Source organism: Streptomyces sp. NPDC059649 (genome assembly GCF_042734445.1).
Lineage (GTDB): Bacteria > Actinomycetota > Actinomycetes > Streptomycetales > Streptomycetaceae > Streptomyces.
The window spans coordinates 419,107-439,437 of the sequence record NZ_JBHWDV010000002.1; the positions used below are offsets into that span (position 1 = coordinate 419,107).

General features: G+C 68.3%; 21 protein-coding genes. 11 read left to right on the forward strand and 10 right to left on the reverse strand.

The window, feature by feature from the left end; translation table 11 throughout:
• The first annotated feature begins 228 nt into the window (after nucleotides 1-228).
• The 4 genes from ACFV1J_RS04660 (at nucleotide 229) to ACFV1J_RS04675 (ending at nucleotide 2,705) form a co-directional block, all read left to right on the forward strand.
• Nucleotides 229-978, forward strand: coding sequence for an anti-sigma factor family protein (locus tag ACFV1J_RS04660; protein ID WP_385855754.1), 750 nt, complete (start codon nucleotides 229-231; stop codon nucleotides 976-978).
• Nucleotides 979-1,092: 114 nt separating this feature from the next.
• Nucleotides 1,093-1,287: a DUF1918 domain-containing protein gene (locus tag ACFV1J_RS04665; protein ID WP_385855996.1), complete on the forward strand. Its 195-nt coding sequence runs from the start codon at nucleotides 1,093-1,095 to the stop codon at nucleotides 1,285-1,287.
• A gap of 112 nt (nucleotides 1,288-1,399) precedes the next feature.
• Nucleotides 1,400-2,407 (forward strand): hypothetical protein, encoded by a 1,008-nt coding sequence (locus ACFV1J_RS04670; protein WP_385855755.1) that lies wholly within the window; start codon nucleotides 1,400-1,402, stop codon nucleotides 2,405-2,407.
• A 67-nt stretch (nucleotides 2,408-2,474) separates the two neighbouring features.
• A complete protein-coding gene (locus ACFV1J_RS04675; protein ID WP_385855756.1) occupies nucleotides 2,475-2,705 on the forward strand; it encodes an e9imm peptide in 231 nt (76 codons plus the stop codon).
• A gap of 61 nt (nucleotides 2,706-2,766) precedes the next feature.
• On the opposite strand, the gene ACFV1J_RS04680 is transcribed toward ACFV1J_RS04675, so the two are convergent.
• Together ACFV1J_RS04680 and ACFV1J_RS04685 are read right to left on the reverse strand one after the other, a co-directional pair.
• Nucleotides 2,767-3,198, reverse strand: coding sequence for a nuclear transport factor 2 family protein (locus ACFV1J_RS04680; RefSeq protein WP_385855757.1), 432 nt, complete (start codon nucleotides 3,196-3,198; stop codon nucleotides 2,767-2,769).
• A gap of 245 nt (nucleotides 3,199-3,443) precedes the next feature.
• Nucleotides 3,444-4,454: a zinc-dependent alcohol dehydrogenase family protein gene (locus ACFV1J_RS04685; RefSeq protein WP_385855997.1), complete on the reverse strand. Its 1,011-nt coding sequence runs from the start codon at nucleotides 4,452-4,454 to the stop codon at nucleotides 3,444-3,446.
• Between the two features lie 353 nt (nucleotides 4,455-4,807).
• On the opposite strand from ACFV1J_RS04685, the gene ACFV1J_RS04690 reads away from it, so the two are divergent.
• Nucleotides 4,808-5,146 carry an ArsR/SmtB family transcription factor gene (locus ACFV1J_RS04690; protein ID WP_385855758.1) on the forward strand — a complete coding sequence of 113 codons (339 nt, stop codon included), beginning with the start codon at nucleotides 4,808-4,810 and terminating at the stop codon, nucleotides 5,144-5,146.
• Between the two features lie 29 nt (nucleotides 5,147-5,175).
• Here ACFV1J_RS04690 and ACFV1J_RS04695 read toward each other — a convergent pair whose 3' ends face one another.
• The 4 genes from ACFV1J_RS04695 to ACFV1J_RS04710 all read right to left on the reverse strand — a co-directional run bounded on the left by ACFV1J_RS04695 (nucleotide 5,176) and on the right by ACFV1J_RS04710 (nucleotide 9,122).
• Entirely contained in the window at nucleotides 5,176-5,673 is a 498-nt protein-coding gene (locus tag ACFV1J_RS04695; protein ID WP_385855759.1) for a TetR/AcrR family transcriptional regulator, read from the reverse strand.
• Nucleotides 5,674-5,781: 108 nt separating this feature from the next.
• Complete coding sequence (locus tag ACFV1J_RS04700) at nucleotides 5,782-7,767, reverse strand: hypothetical protein (RefSeq protein WP_385855760.1); 1,986 nt, start codon at nucleotides 7,765-7,767, stop codon at nucleotides 5,782-5,784.
• Nucleotides 7,764-8,663 carry a hypothetical protein gene (locus ACFV1J_RS04705; RefSeq protein WP_385855761.1) on the reverse strand — a complete coding sequence of 300 codons (900 nt, stop codon included), beginning with the start codon at nucleotides 8,661-8,663 and terminating at the stop codon, nucleotides 7,764-7,766. The genes ACFV1J_RS04700 and ACFV1J_RS04705 overlap by 4 nt, the downstream gene beginning before the upstream one ends.
• 192 nt (nucleotides 8,664-8,855) lie before the next feature.
• Nucleotides 8,856-9,122 (reverse strand): DUF3761 domain-containing protein, encoded by a 267-nt coding sequence (locus tag ACFV1J_RS04710; RefSeq protein ID WP_385855762.1) that lies wholly within the window; start codon nucleotides 9,120-9,122, stop codon nucleotides 8,856-8,858.
• Nucleotides 9,123-9,472: 350 nt separating this feature from the next.
• On the opposite strand from ACFV1J_RS04710, the gene ACFV1J_RS04715 reads away from it, so the two are divergent.
• The 4 genes from ACFV1J_RS04715 to ACFV1J_RS04730 all read left to right on the forward strand — a co-directional run bounded on the left by ACFV1J_RS04715 (nucleotide 9,473) and on the right by ACFV1J_RS04730 (nucleotide 14,384).
• On the forward strand, nucleotides 9,473-10,249 hold the full coding sequence (locus ACFV1J_RS04715) for a DUF6333 family protein (RefSeq protein WP_385855763.1): 777 nt from the start codon (nucleotides 9,473-9,475) through the stop codon (nucleotides 10,247-10,249).
• Between the two features lie 299 nt (nucleotides 10,250-10,548).
• Entirely contained in the window at nucleotides 10,549-11,247 is a 699-nt protein-coding gene (locus tag ACFV1J_RS04720; RefSeq protein WP_385855764.1) for a hypothetical protein, read from the forward strand.
• 524 nt (nucleotides 11,248-11,771) lie between these two features.
• Nucleotides 11,772-13,286, forward strand: a complete 1,515-nt coding sequence (locus tag ACFV1J_RS04725) for an alpha/beta hydrolase (protein WP_385855765.1) — start codon at nucleotides 11,772-11,774, stop codon at nucleotides 13,284-13,286.
• 171 nt (nucleotides 13,287-13,457) lie between these two features.
• Entirely contained in the window at nucleotides 13,458-14,384 is a 927-nt protein-coding gene (locus ACFV1J_RS04730) for a PaaX family transcriptional regulator C-terminal domain-containing protein (protein ID WP_385855998.1), read from the forward strand.
• Here the strand turns inward: ACFV1J_RS04730 and ACFV1J_RS04735 are convergent.
• Genes ACFV1J_RS04735 through ACFV1J_RS04750 form a run of 4 tightly spaced genes read right to left on the reverse strand, consistent with a single transcriptional unit; the run spans nucleotide 14,375 to nucleotide 18,163 of the window.
• Complete coding sequence (locus ACFV1J_RS04735) at nucleotides 14,375-14,830, reverse strand: MaoC family dehydratase (RefSeq protein WP_385855766.1); 456 nt, start codon at nucleotides 14,828-14,830, stop codon at nucleotides 14,375-14,377. The genes ACFV1J_RS04730 and ACFV1J_RS04735 overlap by 10 nt on opposite strands.
• The gene (menE, locus tag ACFV1J_RS04740) at nucleotides 14,827-16,353 is read right to left on the reverse strand and encodes an o-succinylbenzoate--CoA ligase (protein WP_385855767.1); all 1,527 of its coding nucleotides are present in this window, start codon (nucleotides 16,351-16,353) and stop codon (nucleotides 14,827-14,829) included. The genes ACFV1J_RS04735 and menE overlap by 4 nt, the downstream gene beginning before the upstream one ends.
• Nucleotides 16,354-16,363: 10 nt before the next feature.
• Nucleotides 16,364-17,239 (reverse strand): amidohydrolase family protein, encoded by an 876-nt coding sequence (locus ACFV1J_RS04745; protein ID WP_385855768.1) that lies wholly within the window; start codon nucleotides 17,237-17,239, stop codon nucleotides 16,364-16,366.
• A gap of 6 nt (nucleotides 17,240-17,245) precedes the next feature.
• Nucleotides 17,246-18,163, reverse strand: coding sequence for an SDR family NAD(P)-dependent oxidoreductase (locus tag ACFV1J_RS04750; protein WP_385855769.1), 918 nt, complete (start codon nucleotides 18,161-18,163; stop codon nucleotides 17,246-17,248).
• Between the two features lie 106 nt (nucleotides 18,164-18,269).
• Here ACFV1J_RS04750 and ACFV1J_RS04755 point away from each other — a divergent pair, with 106 nt between their 5' ends.
• Nucleotides 18,270-18,818 carry a MarR family winged helix-turn-helix transcriptional regulator gene (locus tag ACFV1J_RS04755; RefSeq protein WP_385855770.1) on the forward strand — a complete coding sequence of 183 codons (549 nt, stop codon included), beginning with the start codon at nucleotides 18,270-18,272 and terminating at the stop codon, nucleotides 18,816-18,818.
• 205 nt (nucleotides 18,819-19,023) lie between these two features.
• Nucleotides 19,024-20,124: a hypothetical protein gene (locus tag ACFV1J_RS04760; protein WP_385855771.1), complete on the forward strand. Its 1,101-nt coding sequence runs from the start codon at nucleotides 19,024-19,026 to the stop codon at nucleotides 20,122-20,124.
• Nucleotides 20,125-20,331: the final 207 nt, after the last annotated feature.

The window sequence follows — 20,331 nt, forward strand, 5'->3', positions numbered from 1 at the left end:
AGTCCACGAATCCCAACGAGTCCACGAATCGCAACGAGTCCGCCAACTCCACCGAATCCACGAATCCCAACGGGTCAGCGAACTCCACCCAACCCGCGAACCCCACCAAAGCCACGAACCCGACCGAACCCGCGAACTCCACACGCCCGGCCCAGCAACCCACGCAACCGCATACCGCGTCTGCGCATCCCGTCGATCCGCATCCCGCGTCTCCGAAGCGAGGCGGCCATGAATAACGACCTGACCTGCGAACAGCTGCACCAGACCGGTGCCGAGCTGGCCCTTGGTGTGCTGTCGGGCCGGGAGCGGGCCGAGGCCGCCGCTCACCTGGACCGCTGCGCGGACTGCCGCGAGTACATCGAGCAGCTCGCCCTCGTCGGCGACGGACTGCTGTCCCTCGTGCCCGGTAGCGAGCCGCCGGCCGGCTTCGAAACCCGGGTGGCGAGGCGGCTGACCCAGGCCCAGGCAGCGCGTGACGGACGCGAGACCGCCCGGGCCGCCGGGCTTCGGCGCGCGGGCTTCCGCAACGGCGTACGGCTGCGGGTCGCGGCCGCCGCGGCCGCACTCGCGCTGGGCTTCGGGTTCGGCGGCTGGGCCGTCGGTACGGCCATCGAAAACGTGGCGGCCGGTCCCGCATCGCCCGTCCAGGCGGGGACGGGAATGCTGCGGGCACATCTGATCGCAGCCGGTGCGGATCATCGCCCATCGGTCGGCGAGATCTACGCCCATCCCGGACCGCACGGCTGGGTCTTCATGTCCGTCGATCTCGCCGACGCCGGCATCCGGTACAGCGGAAAGGCAACCTGCACACTGGAGCGCACCAACGGCACGACCGTCCGACTCGGTACCTTCCACGTTCGCGACGGCTACGCCTACTGGGGCGCCCCCGCCTCCGTGAACCCCTCCACGCTCTCGGGCGCCCGCCTGACCTCGACCGACGGCCGCGTCCTCGCCACCGCGCACTTCCCTCCGCAGTGATCACTCAGGCTCAAGGAAAGTGACGCTACGTCCGATCCGGTGACACCCTGCATATCGGTGTGCCGGTACGGGGATGCCATGCGGGCCGGAACCGGTCTTCAGAAAGGCATGATCATGCAGGTCAGCGTAGGTGACAGGCTGCTCATTCACGGGCGCATCGTCGGACAGCACGACCGGACAGCAGAGGTCATCGAGGTGCTGGGAACGAACGGCAGCCCGCCGTACCGGGTGCGCTTCGAGGACGGGCACGAGACCATCATGTCGCCCGGCCCGGACACGGTGGTCCGGCCTTTCGCAGCCGAAGCCTGAGTCCAGGGGGCGGCGGGGGCGTTTGGCGTGCGACGGCGGTGCGGCTCGCGGGTCGGTAAGGTAGCGCTCTTCGGGCGGCGAGAGCTCCTGGAGTCCCTGAGGCGTCTTCCTTATGAATCTTCGGCCCGCGACCGCCCGTTCCGACGCCGCCATACGCAGAGTCTGGCGGCTGCCCGCCGCCGATGCCGTGCGAGGGTGGCGGGCCCTGTGGTGGAGCGTAGGGCCCGCCGGTGAACTGGCGGTCCTGTTGGTTCACCGGCGGCATCTGAGCCGCTCTCGTTACGTCAAGGGGTGGATCGGGTGGAGGCCGGAGGCACCGTTCAGCGGCGAGCTGGTCACCGTCACCGCGCAGGGCGAGCGGCGCACGCCGTTGGAGAACATCCCGCTCCGGCCCGGCCACCTGGTCCTGCTGCCGGAGTCGCGATTCCTGATGGCAGCCGGCCGCACCTTCAGGAGCAAGACGAGCACGACGAGCAAGACCGAGGAGGGGGCGACCGAGGGCCCCTGGACACCCAACGCCGTGGTGTTCTCGCCCTCAGGGACGCCAGAAGCCGAGTTCTGCATCGGCGACGACCTCTCCACTCTCCTCGCCGACCGCCATGGAGGAATCTGGGCGACCTACGGAGACGAAGGCATCTACGGCGGCCACCCGGAGTCAGCGGCCGGTATGGCGGGCTGGAATGCCGAGGGCCGGGCGATCTGGGCTCCCGAAGGGCGGTTGCCCTCCTACCCGTTGGACGGTTGTGCCGCCGCCACAGAAGGCGAACGGGTCTGGCTGGTGTGGTACTCCGGCGGCGGCCACGGTGCCGGCACGTACCTGACCCGGATCACCCCGTCCACCGGCGAAGTGACCAGCTACCGCAGTCCCGTCCCTCAACCGGACGGGTTCGCCGTCCGCGGCCATCGCGCCGTGATGACCGTCCGCAATCACCACCAGCGGTCCGTCGAACTCATCCGCGCCGAGCTCGAAGGCGCCACCGGCACCGCCGGCACCACCTGGACGGTCACCAGCCGCCGGAAGCTCCGCGTGCCCGGACGCGTCGTCCTGTACTGCGGCCAAGGCCGCGACGGCTACCTGTGGCTCCGCACGGGGGACACCTGGCTGCGCATCGAGGCGTGAATGCGTCTCGCTGGGGTGACTCGGGCGCAAGGGGACCGGACGAGTGCAGCACGGGTAGAGGGGCGGGATGAGTGAAGTGGAGATGAGCCGCTCGGAGGCGGTCGCGCTCGTGCAGCGGATCATGGTTGCGGACTACGCCTCCGATGAGGAGGTCGACAGTTGGCTGGAGAGGCTCGACAGGGCCCTGGCGTGTCCGTCCGGTTACGTCAGCGACTTGATCTTCTGGCCCCCGGAGCGTGAACTTTCGGCCGATGAGGTAGTCGATCGAGCTCTGGCCCATCGACCGATAGCCCTGTGAGCAGCCAGCCCTCAGCCGCCTTCGCTCCCCGTCGTCATACAGGCGGGGCACAGGCTCGAAGTCAGCCCAGGTTGTCGCCCCAGCCGCCCTGGACCATGGTCTGGAACGCCCACTTTCCATCCCGCCTGATCAAGATGTCGGCGTAGCGCAGCTGTTGGGTCCGGCCCTCGGTCGTCATGGTCGAGTCCGTGAAGACCACGGCGACGGCGGGGGAGAGGAAGACGGGCGTGCGTGTGGACTCGAACGCGATGTCCTCGGTCCCGTCACCCATGACATGGCTCATCGTGGCGACGAACTGCTCGCGGTCCCACTGTGCGGAACGACCGTTGCCGGCTTGGTCGTCACTCACGAGGTTGAGGGGGAAGACCGCCATATCGGCCATCCGCTCGATGTTGCGCTGCGCGCTTTGGGCGTCGTACTCCGCGAACCAGGCGTCCAGGCTCGCACGGTCCTCGGCGGTCGGGACATACCCGGTCTGGGGCAGAACGGTCACACTGGCTCCTCTTCAAAACTTTCGGACGCTCGACGCATCGCGTAGTAAGAGTTCATCAAGTTTGACTACTGGGGGAGAAGAGAGTAGGTCCGCTGGGGCTGCTAGTCAAACTTGAATAGTGGCTTCCCTGGAGAGGTGGGAGCGTGCGGCCCTGTCGCGAGCCTCATCTCCCTTTGCGCTCAAGGGTCTTGCCCGGGAGGTCATGGCGAGCGCGAGGGGCGTGCGCGTTCGTGTTGCAGTGGTCCTCAGTGGTCCTCATGGTCGACAGTGGCGACGATCTTGCCCACCTGGGCACCCGCTTCCAGATAGCGGTGGGCCTCGACGATGTCCCCCAAGGGGAACGTGCGGTCGACGAGGGGTCGGAACGCGCCGGAACGCAGGCCTGAGGAGACGAACGCCACGGCGCGGCGCAGCCGTTCGGGGTCGGCGGTCGTCTCCCGTACGACGGTGTAGGTGCGCATGTTCAGGGCGGGCATGCCGAGTTCGAACCCTGGGTAGGGGGTCGGCTCGCCGCTCAGTGCGCCGTACAGGAAGAGCGTGCCGTCGGGTGCGACCGCCTTGGCCAGGTCCACGACACCGGGCCCGGCAATCGCGTCGAAGACGAACTCGGCGCCCCGGCCTCCGGTCAGGTCGAGCACGCGCGCAGCGACGTCCTCTTCGCTGGTCACGATCACGTCGGCTGCTCCTGCCTTGAGCAGCGCGTCCTTCTTGGTGCCGGTGCGGGTGGTGGCAATGGGTACCGCCCCGACGCGGTGGGCGATCTGGATCGCGGCGAGCCCGACACTGCTGGAGGCCGCGGTCAGTACGACCGTGTCCCCGGCACGCATCCCGCCGACCTCCACCAGCGCCCCGTACGCGGTCAGGTACGGCATCCACACCGCGGCGCCCCCGACCGCATCGAGCCCGTCGGGGCGGTGCACCACCGCGGAGGCGGGAACGAGTGCGCGCTCGGCATAGACGCCGTAGTCGTTCATCGAGAACGCGGGTACCACGCTGACCGGCTGGCCGACCTCGAATCCAGTCACGTCCGCGCCGACAGCCTCGACCACGCCTGCGGCCTCGGCGCCGAGTCGGGCGGGGAACTCCTTGACCGGTTCGATGTAGTTGCCGTCGCGGAACAGTACTTCGGCACGGTTGAGGCCGATCGCGTCCACACGGATCAGCAGCTCGTCCGGGCCGGGTTCGCCGACCTCTACGTCCTCCAGCCGCAGGACCTCCGGGCCACCGTACTCATGGAACCGCACTGTTCTGGTCATCATGCATCCCCCTGGTCGTAGACGTGAGTTGGCGGTAGACGGGAGCTGGCGGCAGCCGTGAGTCGACGACAGTCGTGAGTTGTTGACAGCCGTGAGTTGGCTGCGGAGGTTCGCGCCACCGCGTTGCGCCTCACTCAAGCGGAAGGTACGACGGCTGTCAAACTTCGATAGCGATCATACTTCGAAGGTCGCCATACTTTGGCGTGCGTCATACCTTGATGGGTGGCGTACTTTGATGAGTGCCGTATTTTGATGTGCGTCGTAGGTTGGCGTGTGGCGTGTGGCGTAGGTGGATCGGCGTCACGCTGGCGCTTTGTGGAGTTCGTGGTGCGGGTAGGGGAGATCAACGCGCGATGGCGGTAGCACGACGAAGCGGGCAGGAGCGGGTCCCGCCCCACCCGGACCTTACGGAGATCAGCCTTCAGCAGGTGCTTGAGGCGCTGGTCGACCCGATACGCCGTCGGATCGTCCGCGAGTTGTACGACGCTCGCCGGGAGCTCGCCTGTGGCACGATCGACCTGCCGGTCAGCAAGTCCACCGCCACCCACCACTTCCACGTCCTGCGCGAGGCCGGCCTCATCAGGCAGTACTACGCGGGGACTTCCCGCATGAACGCACTGCGCAGCGAGGAGTTCGAGCAGGCCTTCCCGGGACTTCTCGGCGTCCTCATGGAGCAGCGCGAGCGGGACTGAGGCCTGGAGCCGCCCAGCTCACCCGGGAGTCAGGTTGGGCGGGTGGGGGCAACCCGCGGATGGATCAGTCCCCAGGGTGCGTGGCTGCCCAGCCGTGTTCGAGGAGCGTGAAGATCTGCTCCGCGGCGCGGTGCGGGTCGGCGTATTGCTGGGAGAGTCGGGGGTTGCAGCGCGAAGTGGGCCAGGGCGGCGCAGGTGGCGTCGTCCTCGGCGACGCCGGTCTCCTCGGCGATGGCACGGGCGACCGCCGTTTCGTGGCGCATCCACATGCGGTGCGCGTAGTCGCGCAGTGCCGGCGTGTCCTCGACCATCCTGGCGGAGGCGGAGAATCGCAGGTCGGAAGCCCGGGCCGCCGCCGCCAGCGCATGCGGCCTGGCCGCGGTCATGACGTGCTCGCGCAGGGCTTGCGGGATCGACTGACCGGAGGTGCGGTCGCGCACCGCGGCGATCAACTCCCTTGCCAGATCGGCATCTTGGTCGAAGTCCAGGGATTCCTTGCAGGGGAAGTGCTTGAAGAGGGTAGTCACCGACACATCCGGCGCAGCGACTCGGGGCGTATGTCGTGCCGCGGACAGTGGTGCAGGTGTCGGCGGCACGACGTGCGTACCCGGCCTTCGTTCCTCCTAGTAGTCGTCCTAGTAGTCGTCCTCGTCGTAGAACTCGAGGCGTTCGCTGATGCGCTCGTAGAGCTCATCCACGAGCGGCGATTCGTCGGACCACCAAGGGGTACGGGCGGTGGGCTCGCCGGAGGCGCCGGTGACCAGCGAGGGGTCGACGGCGTCCATCCATGGGTACGCCTCTTCCTCGTCGAGTTCCTCGGCGTCGACCTCGGTGAGCCGGCGGATCATGGGGACGGGCACGGTCGACTTTTGGTGCTGCACCATCCAGGTGTTGCGGAAGAAGTCGAACTGCAGGTGGTAGCAGTCGTCCGTCTCGCTGAAGACGATCGGCGGGACGAGGAAGTGTGCCGCACCGACCGTCGCCGCGACGTCGATGTAGTTGTCGGGAGTTCCGCCGGAATTCCAGCAGGCGGCGAAGTTCACGGGGGTGAGCGGCTCTTTGCCGAGGATGTGTATCTGATTGCCCCGGATCACGAACTTCTCCGGATCGAGGACCACGTCCTCCCCGAGCATCAGAATGGGCGCCGGCATGATGTGCGCCTGCGCGAAGGTCTGAGCGCGCTCGTAGAGATCGACGATCTCGTCGAAACGCGTCGCGTCGAATCTGCCGTAGTCGTGGAACGGGCAGCACACGTTGTCCGATTCTTCCCCGTCCGGGAAGAGGACCGACTTGTCGAACGACGAGACGACGGGGTCCGACGAGACCGGCTCGCCTGCGGCGGTCACCGCCCCGGCGCGCTTGGCTGCGAGGTAGGCGGGGATCCAGGTGCCGTCCGCGCTCTCCGCCTCGACCACCTCCGTCTCGCACAGATCGCGGAACGCCGTATCACCGATCTTGCAATTGAAGTAGTCGAGCAGCGTGATCGCGGCGCATTCGGCCAGCGAGAGGGTCTCGCTCTTGGGGAACCAGAAGTCGTAGCCGTTCGCGAGGAAATGCACGCCGCGGAACTGCTTGTGGACGAAGGGCTCGCCGGTCTCACCGGAGCTCAGCCCGTTCCAATGCGCTGCGGCGACCTGGTTGTAGTACGCGTCGGCATGGCGGGCGAGCTCGGGAGCGAAGACGCTTTCGCCGGTCCAATAACAGGCCTTGCTGAACAGCGCCCCGATTTCGGGATCGTGGGTGATCTCGGGCTCATGGAAGACGAGTTCGGTACGCAGAAAGACCTTACGGCCGTCACGGTAGGGCGCGCCCTCGTGCTCGTACCGCTGATCGAAGATCACGCAGGTGAGGGGCTCGATCTCCGACACCGCCGGCCCGCCGACGAGGTCCAGGGCGGGATCCGCGGAGCCCCCGGTGAGGTAGAGCAGCACCGTGTAGCGCGAGACATGCCCGCGGGCCGCGTCGTAGTAGGGCGTGTCACGGTGGTGATGGAAATTGCTGTCACCGGGCTCGAAACGGTTGCAGCGGAAGACCGGGTTCACGTGCGAGAAGCCGTCGAGCACCGCCTCCGGCATCGCCGCCGAGACTGCCTTGGTGAGCGCCTCGGCGAGGATCGCCGAGTGGAAGATGAAGCGTTCGCCGCCGCGCGACGAGGCGTTGAGCGGCGGGACGTAGAGGTTCAGCGAGTCGAGCCGTTCGAGGCCGGCGCGGGCGGCATCCGGCAGTTGCAGCGCCAGCGCGTACGCCTCCCGCCCGAGCTCGACGGGCTCGGCGAGCTTCAGGTCCAGGGGGACGTCCGCGAACAGGCGGTCCAGCGGAACGATGTTCTCGAACGTACGGAACGACAGCTCGCGGGGATCGACGAAGACGGCGGCCAGGTGCGGCGCGCCCTCGCTGGGCCGGGCGAACAGGTCGCGCACGTCGGCGTCGATCCGCTGGGCGTCGATAAAACGCACCGACTTGTGGCGCGCGGTGGGGTGCCAGGAGATCGACAGCCCGTCGAGCGTCGCGGCGGGCTCGGTGTCGGTCGCGTCGACCTCGGCGCGGTAGCGGGCGACCTCTTCGTCGGTCGCCTCACCGGTCGACAGGGCGAAGAATCGATCGCGGAGTTCGGCGCTCACACGCTCCTCCAGTAGCTGCGCAGGGTGGTCGGGAGCTGAGGGGCGGCGGCAAGCTTCTTCACGCCTGCCTCGGAGACGTCGTCGCGGTACAGCAGCAGGCGGTCGAGCGAGCCGACGAACGGTGACGACAGAAGGGCGTCAGTGCCGTCCTCACCGATCTCGTTGTACCGGAGGTCGAGCTCCGTGAGATGCGGGAAGCCGCTCAGCGAGCGCACACCCTCCGCGGTGACCGCGTTGCACTGGAGGTGCAGGCTCCGGACTTCGGCGAACTGCGGGGCTGCGGTGAGGGCCGCCAGGCCGGAGTCGCCGATGGCGCAGTACCGCAGGTCCAGTGTCTCGATCCGGCCGCTGCCGGTCGCGGCGGCGAGGGCCAAGGCACCAGGGTCACCGATGCGGAAGTACGAAAGGTCGAGCTCGACGAGCCGGCCGAGATCGAGGCTCGCGAGACCGTCGGCCTCGATGGGCGGCGGCATGAGCGGCCCGTTCTCGTCCCAATGCTCCTCCTCATGCCCCCATTCCTCGCCTTCCGGATCATTACCCGTCCTGATCCGCAACGCGGTCACGAAGCGACCCTGCAAGGCCCGCGCTATCAAGGCGGGTGCCTCGTCGGACCATGCGACGGCGACCTTCGTGGCGAACCCGTGCCGACGCGCCTCGACGGTCACCTCCGAGGGCACCTCAGCGTCCCAGCTCTCTTGGTGCTCCTCGGACAACAGCTGTATCTCAGTGGTGAGTTGTTCGCGCTCGGCGCCGCTCGCCATGCACGCACGCTGTTCCCATTCGATCAACTTCCCGCGGACATCGCCCAGTTCGTGCAGCGCGTCGGCGTAAGCGCGCCATGCGGCAGCGTCGTCGGGATGCTCTCGGAGTCTCTGTTCCAAAGCCGTGGCTTCCATGTGGGTCACCCTAGAGCCGGCCACTGACAATCGAGTTCACGAGCGGCGGGCTACGGCCGCGGGCCCGGGTTCTCACCCGTGGGGAGGGTGAGATGTTCACCGTCCAGAGATGAGCGGTCCACTGCCCAAGTACGTCGATGCCCCCGTCCGCACGGCAGACGGGGGCGTGGTTCCCAATGAATCGCGGCTATCTCACTTCCACCAGTACTTCACACCGTGGTGGTGTGAGCAGGTGCCGCTGGAGTGGCGCGAGTAGGAGTGGCTGTTGTCCTTGCAGCGCGCGCTCTCGTAACGGTCCACCGGCTTTTTCCCGACCTTCCACCCGCATACGCCGGTGGTGTGGTGCACGCACCTGTGCGCGGTGTTCGTGCGTGGCAGCGTCGTCGAGGCTTCCGCCGCACTGGCGGCCCCGAGAACCAGGGCAACGGCGGCCGCCGCGGCGGCTATACGGCTCTTCAAGAATTCCCCCCACAGGAATGGCGCTCAATGGCACTCAATGGTGCTCTTTGTCCGCCGTATCGTACATAGGCATTGAAGTCCGTCGCCGTGATACAGGAAAAATCAGCGTCCCAGTTTCACGACCAGCCTGCCCGTCGCCGGCCTTGAGCGCGGCGAGGAATCGCTCGGCGAGGGTGGGGATCGGCGGTGGCGGGATCGGCTTCTGTGCTTGGCCGAGCAGCGGCCGGGGTGGCACGGACCGGCAGCGTGGTGCTCTCGCCGCCCGGCACTCATGACGCAGCGGCGGCCGGCTGAGGCGTCCCAAAGGCGTTGTCAGTGGTGGGAGTTAGGCTCCGATCATGATGAGTGAAATGAGCGAGATGAGGGACGAAGGACCCGGAGGAGACTCCGAGAAGGGGGCCAAGAAAGGAACCGATGAGGTGGTGCCGAAGTACGGCAGCCGTGCCGTACTGACCCTCCGTTTCCCGCCGTTTCCTGACCCGGACGGACCCGAGGAGCAGGCCCTGGTGCCGCATGACCCGGTGCGTGCCCGCCAGGTCGTGGAGGAGCTGGGCACCGTGGAGGAGGTTCTGGAGCAGTTGCCGGTTCGGCTCGTCGCAGATATGCCGGATCCGGAGGTGCGCGCCGATCTGGACCTGGTGGCGGTCGGCTGCTGGGGGAATGCCGTCCACATCATCGATCCGGCCCTCGGTGGTGACCTCCTGACGTATGCCATGGCGGAGGAGGTCCGGAGACAGCGTGAACGGCACCCGGACGCCCGGATCGCCGGGTCGGTCGAGATGGACTACGGGAACAGTTACCTCCTGGACGTGGTGGACCTGCCCGGCGGCGTGGAGTCGTACGCCGAGGGGTGGGACTGCGACGACGAATGGGAATTCGCCGGGGACCCGGAAGAGGTGTTGCGCTCCATAGGCGTGGACCGCGAGGCGGCGGCGGAAGCGGGCTTCGACCTCGATGAGGAGCCTTGCGACCGCGTCTGGTCCGATCTCGGAATCCTCGCCGTCTGGGGACTCCCCGGCGGCCTCGGCGTCGGCCCCGGCGCCGGAGGCCAGCAGGTTTCCGTCTTCCGCGTCCGCCGTACGTCGGGGGCCGCATTCGACCTGGAGGAGGTGTGGTTCGGGCGTTGATCCAGGAGGGCGGACCGGGGGGGCACGGGACCGTAGGCGTGTGCGGAGGGAGTGCGGCGGTCGAGGGTCGGGCTGTCTTGTCGAGGCGCGGGTTCCCGGTTACCTACCTGCTCCGCCGGGGAGCGGGGTTCCACGGATGCCCTGGCCTACTCCTCCAATGACCCTGAACCAAAGGGAGTTGATCGGATGGCCCATGCCCCAAAGGACGCTGGCTTCAGAGACGATTTCGTCCAACCCGGTGCTTCCGTAGGTTCGTTGCGACCACCACACGCAGCACTTCCGCAACGGGAGGAACCCCTATGCTCACCCGCACCGCGAGCCGTCGCCTTGCTACCGCGGCCATAGCCGTCGGCGCCTCCGCGGCGATCCTTGCTCCCACGGCGCATGCCGCGGACGCTTCCGAGGTCGTCGCGAAGAAGCCCGCCAAGCTGACCGTCGCCTCCTACCAGGCGTACCTGAAGAAGCAGACGACACCCGAGGCGAAGAAGACCCTCAAGGGGTTCAAGGCGCTGTCCAATGGTCAGAAGGCCACCTTCGTCAAGGACCTGCAGAACCGGAAGATCTACGAGGCCCTCCTCGGCCGGGTGGAGGGGCGCATCGGCCAGCCGCGCACCCTCATCAACCCGTACAACAGCGAGGTGCGTTTCGTCACCAAGGCCGCCACTGCCGTGGGCAAGGACAAGCGCCGGACGACCACCGTCCGCTTCACCGTGACGGAGGAGATCTTCAAGATCCCGGTCACCTCCGAGACCATCAGCATCGCCTACCCGACCGCCGGCAACGGCCCGAGGCGAGCCACCGCCACCGCCAAGGCCTTCAATGCGAACGCGGCCATCGCCGTCACCCACAACCGCGTCAGCGTCCTGGGCTTCGGCGCCCAGACCGGCTGGTCCGCCGAGCCGCGGGTGTCGTCCTTCGGCAAGGCCGTCTACAAGCAGGAGCACGTCCTCGGTGGCCGGCTCACCTACCGGGCCAGCCTGACGAACAACGAGGACTGATCCGCACCGCGCACTCCTTCCCCTGGGGAATCGGTCACTCCCCGGCGGGTCGGTCACTCTTCTAGGAAGTCGGTCACTTCCCTAAGAACCGGTCACTGTGAGGCCCAGGACGCCGCGTCCTGGGCCTTACTGCCGTGCGAAGGGGCCGGCGACGACTCCCCGGTGAGGTCCTGGCGCGTCGGAGAGTGGGGCCGATGCCCGGATCGGTGAGGCTGCACCTGTGGCCGTAGGGGCGAGGGCAATGGTGATGACGGTGGCGAAAGACGATGGCGATGGTGATGGTGATCGCGACGGTGATTGTGAAGGTGATGGCAGTAACGATGGCAATGACCATGGCAAGACGATGGCGCGAGATGTTGGGCAGTTCATTGACCGCTGCCAGGTAATTGCCTACTGTCGTTCCTTCGTCGCCAGCCACCCACGGAGTCGTCATGACATCGCCAGGCCCCGCGCGTCGCACCCCCCTCGGCCCTCTCACCCGCCCTCTCACCCGACCCCTCCGCCACCCCCGCACGGTGGTCGCCGTGCTCGGATGCAGTGCTGCCGCGTTGGTGGTGACCGCCGGTTGCGGGGACGCCGGGACGCAAGCCGGGAACACCGGGGCCGGCAGCGCCAGCGCCACCGCCCACGCCACCGCTCACCCCACCCACGCTGCCCGCTCCACCCACTACACAGGTGAGCTCGCCGACGGTGCCCGGTGGATCGCCGATGTGCCGGAGGACTTCAACGGCACGCTGATGCTGTTCTCGCACGGTTACGGACCGCTCCGGGCGCAGAACGCCCCCGACCCGCGGACCCGCGATGCGCTCCTCAAGCGGGGCTATGCGCTGATTGGCTCCTCGTATGCGGGCAGTTCCCGGTGGGCAGTGAACGGTGCCGTGCAGGATCAGTTGGGCACCCTCAGCGCGGTCAGGAAGAAGGTCGGCGCGGTGCGTGACCCGAAGCGGACCCTTGCTTGGGGTGAGTCGATGGGCGGGCTGATCAACTCGCTCATCGCGCAGCACGGTCGGGGCCGTGTCGACGGTGCGCTCTCCGCCTGCGGCATCGTGGCAGGGGGCATCGACTTCAACGAGTACCAGGCGGATGGCGACTACGCGATCAACCAACTGCTCGTCTCCGGCGGTCCCGGCGGTTCAGGCAGTTCCGACGGCTCCGGCGGTTCCAACGGTCCCGGCGGTTCCAACAGTTCAGGCAGTTCCGGCGCACAGATCAAAATCAGTGGTTTCTCCTCCGACGGGGAAGCAGCCGCATCCGGGAAGGCCCTCGCGGACGCCGTCCAGCGTGCCCAGTCGACACCCCACGGACGCGCCCGTACGGCGCTCGTCGCGGCGCTGCGCAACCAGCCCAACTGGTTCAGTGGCCAGCAGCCGCCCCCGGCGCACGACTTCGCGGCACGCGAGAAGCAGCAGGCCGAGGGGCTCGTGAAGGCGTCCCTCCCCTTCACCCTCGGGGCGCGCCATCAGGTGGAGAAGGCGCAGGGCGGCCCCGTCTACTCCAACGTCGGCGTCGACTACGCCCGGCTGCTCCGGCACAGCCGCGACCTCCCGCAGGTCCGGGCCCTCTACCGGAAGGCGGGCCTCGATCTGGACCAGGACCTGGCCAAGCTCACGCGCAACGCCCACATCGAGGCGGACCCGGACGCCGTACGGAACATGGAGCGCACCGCCGTGCCCTCCGGTCACCTCGCCGTGCCTAACCTCACCCTGCACACCACGGACGACCCGCTGAACCCGGCGCCCCAGGAGAACGAGTACGCCCGTACGGTGCGCCGCGCGGGCGACGGCAGCATGCTGCGCCAGACGTACGTACAGGCCACCGGCCACTGCACCTTCAAGCCCGCCAACTGGCTCGCTGCCCTGAACGCTCTGGAACACCGCCTGGACAGCGGAAACTGGGGATCGGCCACCGAGCCGGAGAAGCTCAACCAGGCCGCGAAGGAGGCGGGGGAGGGCAGCTACCCCGTGTTCCTCCGCTACACGGCTCCGGAGCTGGTCGGTGTGCGGGGGCGCGGCACGGGGACGCAGCGATCCGCGGGGTGAACGCACCGGCGGAGCGTCGGGCGTGCGCGTGCGCGTGTGCCTTCGCCTTCGCCTTTGCCTTCTTCTTCGGGCGTCGCGGTGGTCGCCGGCGGCTCGAACGGCCAGGTCACGCACTGATCGCAGCGGACTCCGGAGCGGGACTTCGGTGAGGACTACGGTGGACCGGTGAACATGGAAGAGTCGTTGCGGCCCCAGTCCCTCCTGCTGGCGTTCCTGGGCGACCAGGTGCTCGGGCGGGACGTCTGTGTGTACTCGGGCACCGTCATCGACGTCTTCGCCCGCGCCGGGGTCGGTGAGCAGGCGACGCGCTCGACGCTGACCCGCATGGTGAACCGCGGCCTGCTGCGCCGCCAGCGCGAGGGCCGCCGGATGTACTTCGGTCTGACCGAGGACTCCGCGGCCGTGCTGCGCGACGGCGAACGACGCATCTGGCAGACCGGCGCGGTCAACCGCGAGTGGGACGGCACCTGGACCCTTCTTGGCTTCTCGCTGCCCGAGTCCTGGCAGCGCCAGCGCCACGACCTGCGGGCGAAGCTCACCTGGAGCGGCTTCGGACCGCTGTTCAGCGGCCTGTGGATCGCACCCGGCGAGGTGGAGGTGTCGTCGCTGGTGGCCGAGCTCGGCCTGGCCGCGCATGTGAAGGTCTTCCGGGCGCATGCCGACACCGGCATGGACATCGGCGAGATGATCGGGGAGACCTGGGACCTGGCCGAACTCGCCGGGCATTACCAGGGGTTCGTACGGCGCTGGCAGCCGTGGGAGACGAGGCCGCCGGAGGCCGCGGACGACGCTTCTTCGGCATCCGGCCGAGCGGAGCCGCCGGGTTCCTCTTCCCCGGCCTCCGGCCGGATCGCGCGCGGGGCCCACCTAGAAGAGCCCCCTCTCGCCGCGCTCGCACTCCGGCTGCGGCTGCAGGCCGAGTGGCTGCAGGTCATCCGCCGGGATCCGCGCCTGCCGGTCCGGCACCTGCCGGACGACTGGCCGGCCGAACAGGCCGAGAAGACGTTCCGGACGGTGTACGACCGGCTCACACCGCTCGCCCAGGACGCCTCGGAACGCCTCCTCGACATGGTGCCGGTCCGCGCCGATCAGACGTAGAAGCGGGACAGGCTCTGCAGTACGGCCGCGGGCTTCGGCCCGCCCTCGATCTCGATCGTGCCGTCGACGGTGATCTGAACCCCGCCGGCCACGTCCTCGACCTCGGCCAGCCTCCCGGCCAGTCGGATGCGGGAGCCGACCTTCACCGGGGAGGGGAAACGGACCTTGTTGAGGCCGTAGTTGACCTTGGTCGTGACGCCCTGGACGTCCAGCAGCTCGGTGAACAGCGGGATGAAGAGGGAGAGGGTGAGGTAGCCGTGCGCGATCGGGGCGCCGAAGGGGCCCGCGGCGGCCTGCTCCGGGTCCACGTGGATCCATTGGTGGTCGCCGGTGGCATCGGCGAAGGTGTTGATCCGCTCCTGGGTGATCTCGATCCACTCGCTGGTGCCGAGGTCGCTGCCGGCGAGCTGCTTCAGTGCGTCGATGCCGTTGACGGTGATGCTCATATGGCCTTTCCTGCCTGCGAGTTGGGCGATCCGAAGCGCTGGCGCACCCGGGACTTGAGGAGTTTTCCGGAGGCGGTGCGCGGGAGTTCGTCCGCGACCACCACCGACTTGGGGATCTTGTACTTGGCGAGCCGCCCGGCCAGCGAGGCCAGTACCGCGTCAGGGTCGAGGGCGGCGCCCTCGCGGGGCACGACGACCGCGCGGGGTACCTCGCCCCAGTTGTCGTCCGGGACGCCGATCACGGCGCACTCGGCGATGCCGGGGTGGGTGAGCAGCAGGTCCTCGATCTCGGCGGGGTAGATGTTCTCCCCACCGGAGATGATCATGTCTTTGATGCGGTCGACGACGTGCACATAGCCGTCCTCGTCGACCCGGGCCGCGTCCCCGCTGCGGAACCAGCCGTCCGTGAAGGAAGCCGCCGTCTCCTCGGGCAGCCCCCAGTAGCCGGCCATGACGTGCGGCCCGCGGACGACGACCTCCCCCGTCTCGCCGATGTCGACCGGTGTGAGGTCGGGGCGGACCACCCGTACGTCGCTGAAGAAGTGCGGCACACCGGCCGACCCCGCCTTGTCGACCGCGCGCTCGGCGTCCAGGAACAGCGTCCCCGGCGCCGCCTCGGTCATGCCGTAGCCCTGGAGGAAGGTCAGGCCACGCTCCTGATAGCGGGCGATCAGCGACGTCGGTACCGGGGAGCCACCGCAGTTGAGGATCCGCAGGCTGGCCAGGTCCGCGTCCGCCCAGCGCGGATGCCTGGCCACCTGGTCGAACATGGTCGGCACCCCGAACATGAAGGTGATCCGGTGCCGTTCGATCAGGTCGAAGGTGGCGTCCGGGTCGAAGGCCTCGACCAGGACGCAGGCGCCGCCCTTGAGCAGTACCGGCAGGGTGAGCATGTTCAGGCCGGCGGTGTGGAACAACGGGGCGGAGACCAGGGCGCGTTCGTCGGCGGTGAGATCGGTGTCGACCAGGACGTTGAGCGCGTTCCAGGTCAGATTGGCGTGGGTGAGCATCGCGCCCTTCGGGCGGCCGGTCGTCCCCGAGGTGTACATGATGAGGCAGGTGTCGTCGGCGGTGACCGCCTCGTCGATCGGCTCGTCCGCCGCCGCGTCGAGCGCCTGCGCGTACTCGGCGCCCACCTCGACGTACGTACGGACGTCGGTGTTGCCCGGCAGCCCCGCGACCAGCCCCGCGTGCGAGGGACCGTGGACGAGGGCCTTCGCCCCGGAGTCGGCGAGCTGATAGGCGATCTCCGGCCCGGCGAGACGGGTGTTGAGCGGGACGAAGACCGCGCCGAGGGTGCCCGCGGCGAACAGCGTCTCCAGATAGGAGGGGTGGTTGGGGCCGAGGTAGGCGATCCGGTCGCCGCGCCGGATGCCGCGGTCGCGCAGCGCGTGCGCGAGGCGGGTGGTGCGCTCATGCAGTTCGGCGTAGGTGGTCGCGGTGTCGCCGTGGATCAAGGCGGTGCGGTGCGGGGTCTTGCGGGCCCGGCGTGCGGGCCACGACCCCAGTCCCTCGTTGCGCATCGACGGCCCCTTACGGCGTGGTCAGCCCGAGCAGCCGGGCGGCGTTGTCCTTGCGGATCTTCGGCCGCACCTCGTCCTTGACCGGCAGCTTCGCGAAGTCGGCGAGCCAGCGGTCCGGGGTGAGGACGGGGAAGTCGGACCCGAAGAGGACCTTGTCCTTGAGCAGCGTGTTCGCGTACTGCACGAGCTGCGGCGGGAAGTACTTCGGGGACCAGCCGGACAGGTCGATGTGCACACCCGGCTTGTGCGTGGCGACCGCGAGGGCCTCGTCCTGCCAGGGGAAGGACGGGTGCGCCAGGATGATCTTGAGGTGCGGGAAGTCGGCGGCGACGTCGTCCACGTGCAGCGGGTTGGAGTACTTGAGGCGGATGCCGCCCCCGCCGGGAACGCCGGCGCCGATGCCGGTCTGGCCCGTATGGAAGAGCGCGATCGTGCCGGTCTCCTCGATGACCTCGTACAACTGGTAGGCGAGTGCACGGTCGTTGGGGAAGAAACCCTGGATGCTGGGGTGGAACTTGAAGCCCTTCACCCCGTACTCCTCGACCAGCCGGCGGGCCTGCTTCACGCCCGCCTTCCCGCGGAAGGGGTCGATGGACGCGAAGGGGATGAGGACGTCGGAGTTGGCGGCCGCGGCCTCCGCGACCTCCTCGTTGGGAACGGGGGCCGTGCCGGTCGCGGACTCGGCGTCCACCGTGAAGATCACGGCGGCCATCTTCCGCTCGCGGTAGTACGCGGCGGTCTCCTCCAGGGTCGGCTTCCGCTTGCCCTCGACCTTGAAGTAGGCGGAGGAGGCGTGGTGCAGATCGTCGTCGAGGGAGGAGTGGCCTTGGGCGGAGACCTCGGCGTGGGTGTGGACGTCGATCGCGACCAGCTGTTCCAGGTCCATCACGCCTCATGCCTCCGGGAACGTGGGTGCCGGGATGCCGACCGACTCCAGCTCGGCCCCCACCGTCGTCGGGAAGGCCGAGGCGAGCGCGTCCGGGGTCCAACCACCGTCCGCATAGGCCGACTTGACCTCCCGCGGATGTGACCACAGGGTCACCCGGTCGCCGCCGATGCCGATCGCCTGTCCGCTGATGCCGCGCGCCGCCTCGGAGGCGAGGAACGGCACGAGGGCCGCACAGTCCGCGGGCGTGCCGAAGCCCTCGCCCTTGCGCAGGAAGTCCGGCAGCGGCTCGCCGTTCTTCATGGCCTCGACGTACGGGGCGAAGGCCGGGATGGTCTCGGTCATGGCGGTGGCGGCCACCGGCACGATCGCGTTGACGGTGATGTTCGCCCGGGCCAGTTCCATGGACCAGGTACGGGCCATGGCGGCGATACCGGCCTTGGCGGCGGCGTAGTTCGTCTGCCCGAAGTTGCCGCGCTGGCCGGCCGGGGAGCCGACCAGGATCAGCGTGCCGCCCTCGCCCTGTTCGCGCATGCGGACGGCGGCGGCGCGGGCGCAGGTGAAGGTGCCCTTGAGGTGGGTGGTGAGCACCGCGTCGAAGTCCTCGTCGGTCATCTTCCACAGGACCTTGTCGCGCAGGATGCCCGCGTTGGTGACCAGGACGTCCAGCCGCCCGAATGCGCGCACGGCACGCGCCACCAGGCGGTCGGCGGCCTCGGCCGTACCGACCGGCACCACCTCGGCGACGGCCGTACCACCCGCGTCGGTAAGGGACTTCACGGCTGCTTGCGCCACCTCCTCGTCGACGTCATTGACGACGACGGAGGCGCCGTGCGCGGCCAGTGCCTGGGCGTAGGCGAGTCCGAGGCCCCGGCCGCTGCCGGTGACGACGGCGACCTTTCCGGTGAGATCGATGGTGGGCACGTACCCGTCCCTTCGTAGGGCGCCTGCACGGCGCTCGGGGTGCGACATCGAGATCGAAGGTAAGAACAATGATTGGTGTCGTCAATAGTTGTTCTCGACCGGCACGATGCGTCAGACTGGGCTCAGCACCCGAATTCCGCCCCCTTCCGGGGCCCTGACCAGGGAGTCCGTCATCGCCCGCCAGCCGCGTACCAAGACCCCCGTACCGATCGACGCGCACGAGCCATGGATGCGCGGACTGCACGCGGACACGGGCTACCTCCTGTACCGGCTGGGGCTGCGCTCCGGGCAACTGTTCAACGCCTTCCTCCAGGAGTCGGGGGTGCGCCTGCGGCACTACGCGTTGCTGCGCTTCCTGGCCACGTCGGAGGGGGCCCTGCAACGCGAACTGAGCGCACGGCTGGGCTACGACCCCAGCGCGATCGTCGGCCTCGTCGACGATCTGGAGAAGCTGGGATTCGTGGAGCGCCGACCCGCCCCCGACGACCGGCGCAGCAGAATCGTCGTGCTGACGGAGGAGGGACGCGCCTTCCTCCGTGACACCGACGCATCGGGCCTGCGCGTGACGAACGAGCTGCTGGATCCGCTCAAGCCGGCCGAGCGGAAGACGCTGCACGAGCTGCTGCTGCGGATCGCGGAGGCGGGGCTGGAGTGAGGAGGCCGTGCTCCTTGTAGCGCTCAGGGAGCACGCAGGCAGTGGCGGCTACGGAGGGCGAGCAATTCCCGTGAGGACGAGTCTCCGTTACGGGTAATTTTCCTGCACCGCGGCCGAGTTGAGCTGCTTTTGCCGCCCGACCGAGGGGCTATTACGATCGTCACGTGCGCGGATGATTGAGGGGGCGGGCATTGAGGAGGCATCAATGCTTTTTCCCGACCCCTTGCCGGATCTGTTGACGCCGGACCCGGGGATGACAGTGGCGCTGACAGCGGCCCAGGCACAGACGGGCCTTACGTTCCCCACCCTGGGGGTGCACCTGAATTGCCCCCTCTCGGTGGCAGCGGTCCGGAACCCGACCGGCACCTCCCCGTCCTTCGCCTATGCCGGCTTCCGTGACGGGGAGATGCATTTCTCGGGCAGCTTGCTGAAGGTCGCGGCCATGCTCGCCGCCTTTGAGCTGCGGCAGAGCGCTTCCGATTTCGCCATTACCGAAGGTGACTGCTCGGCGAACGTGGTGTTCAACGATGTGAAGTCGGCCTTCAACGCGGACATCCAGAAAGCCGCCCCTCGTTTCCTGAGTGAAGCGGGCATCACCGAGCAGATGCGCGTGCCGAAGTACCCCAGGATCTTCGATTCGCCGCGGGGCCTCGCGAGTGGTGGATGCCTGATGTCGTTCAACGCCGCCTTCGCGGCACACGTGCGGGGCATGATCGTACCCAGCAACAACGACGATGCCGCTGCCACGATCAAAGCGCTCGGATACAGCTGGATCAATGGGCTGCTGGCCAAGGCCGGTCTCTTCGACCCGATGACGAATCGGGGCATCTGGCTGGCCGGGACGTTCAAGCCCGGTCCCCCCGACCCCTTCCCCGCCGTGCGGGTGCCCTCCGTGAACGACGGCCCCTCAGCGCAGGCGACCACCACCATCGATATGACGCGGTTCCTCGCGCTGCTGACCGAGGGCGCCACACTGGACTCACGCAGTGTTGACGGTATTGCCTCGGACATGCGGGACCTCCTGGCCGACGCCCAGTCCGCCGGTGACTCCTCGTTCATGACCACGGGAGCCCGGCAGGGCCTCAACGGCCTCGGCGCAGGTTTCACGATCACTCATTCCAAGATCGGGCTGGGGCCTCTCAACGCCGGGGGAGACGTCGCCTCCGAGGCGACCGTCCTCTCCCACGACGACACCGGCCAGCAATTCCTCGTCGTGTGGCAGAACCTGCTGAACCTGAACGACCGGCACAACGCGATGGCGTTCATGGTGCGTCGGACCCTCCTCAATTTCCTTGGCATCCCGTGACCCGTGGCGGATCCCCTGCCTGTAGCGGATCTCCGGGGAGGCAGTTGCTCAGGCAACGCCGGCTGCCGTCCGCCCCCAGTGGCGGGCATCCGGCACCGGAGTGAGCATGGAAGAAGAGGTGAAGGTGCCTCCCCACGGCGCACCTCGCCACGTGCATGACCCTGACCCTTCACCAGTTTCATGAGCTCGGGTGAGGCGTTCCTCATG

What these genes read in the sequence shown, in the direction of transcription:
- ACFV1J_RS04660 (WP_385855754.1), top strand. Translation starts at nt 229, where the DNA reads ATGAATAACGACCTGACCTGCGAACAGCTGCACCAGACCGGTGCCGAG.
- ACFV1J_RS04665 (WP_385855996.1), top strand. Translation starts at nt 1,093, where the DNA reads ATGCAGGTCAGCGTAGGTGACAGGCTGCTCATTCACGGGCGCATCGTC.
- ACFV1J_RS04670 (WP_385855755.1), top strand. Translation starts at nt 1,400, where the DNA reads ATGAATCTTCGGCCCGCGACCGCCCGTTCCGACGCCGCCATACGCAGA.
- ACFV1J_RS04675 (WP_385855756.1), top strand. Translation starts at nt 2,475, where the DNA reads ATGAGTGAAGTGGAGATGAGCCGCTCGGAGGCGGTCGCGCTCGTGCAG.
- ACFV1J_RS04685 (WP_385855997.1), bottom strand. Translation starts at nt 4,454, where the DNA reads ATGACCAGAACAGTGCGGTTCCATGAGTACGGTGGCCCGGAGGTCCTG.
- ACFV1J_RS04690 (WP_385855758.1), top strand. Translation starts at nt 4,808, where the DNA reads ATGGCGGTAGCACGACGAAGCGGGCAGGAGCGGGTCCCGCCCCACCCG.
- ACFV1J_RS04705 (WP_385855761.1), bottom strand. Translation starts at nt 8,663, where the DNA reads ATGGAAGCCACGGCTTTGGAACAGAGACTCCGAGAGCATCCCGACGAC.
- ACFV1J_RS04715 (WP_385855763.1), top strand. Translation starts at nt 9,473, where the DNA reads ATGAGCGAGATGAGGGACGAAGGACCCGGAGGAGACTCCGAGAAGGGG.
- ACFV1J_RS04720 (WP_385855764.1), top strand. Translation starts at nt 10,549, where the DNA reads ATGCTCACCCGCACCGCGAGCCGTCGCCTTGCTACCGCGGCCATAGCC.
- ACFV1J_RS04730 (WP_385855998.1), top strand. Translation starts at nt 13,458, where the DNA reads ATGGAAGAGTCGTTGCGGCCCCAGTCCCTCCTGCTGGCGTTCCTGGGC.
- ACFV1J_RS04735 (WP_385855766.1), bottom strand. Translation starts at nt 14,830, where the DNA reads ATGAGCATCACCGTCAACGGCATCGACGCACTGAAGCAGCTCGCCGGC.
- menE (WP_385855767.1), bottom strand. Translation starts at nt 16,353, where the DNA reads ATGCGCAACGAGGGACTGGGGTCGTGGCCCGCACGCCGGGCCCGCAAG.
- ACFV1J_RS04745 (WP_385855768.1), bottom strand. Translation starts at nt 17,239, where the DNA reads ATGGACCTGGAACAGCTGGTCGCGATCGACGTCCACACCCACGCCGAG.
- ACFV1J_RS04755 (WP_385855770.1), top strand. Translation starts at nt 18,270, where the DNA reads ATGCGTCAGACTGGGCTCAGCACCCGAATTCCGCCCCCTTCCGGGGCC.
- ACFV1J_RS04760 (WP_385855771.1), top strand. Translation starts at nt 19,024, where the DNA reads ATGCTTTTTCCCGACCCCTTGCCGGATCTGTTGACGCCGGACCCGGGG.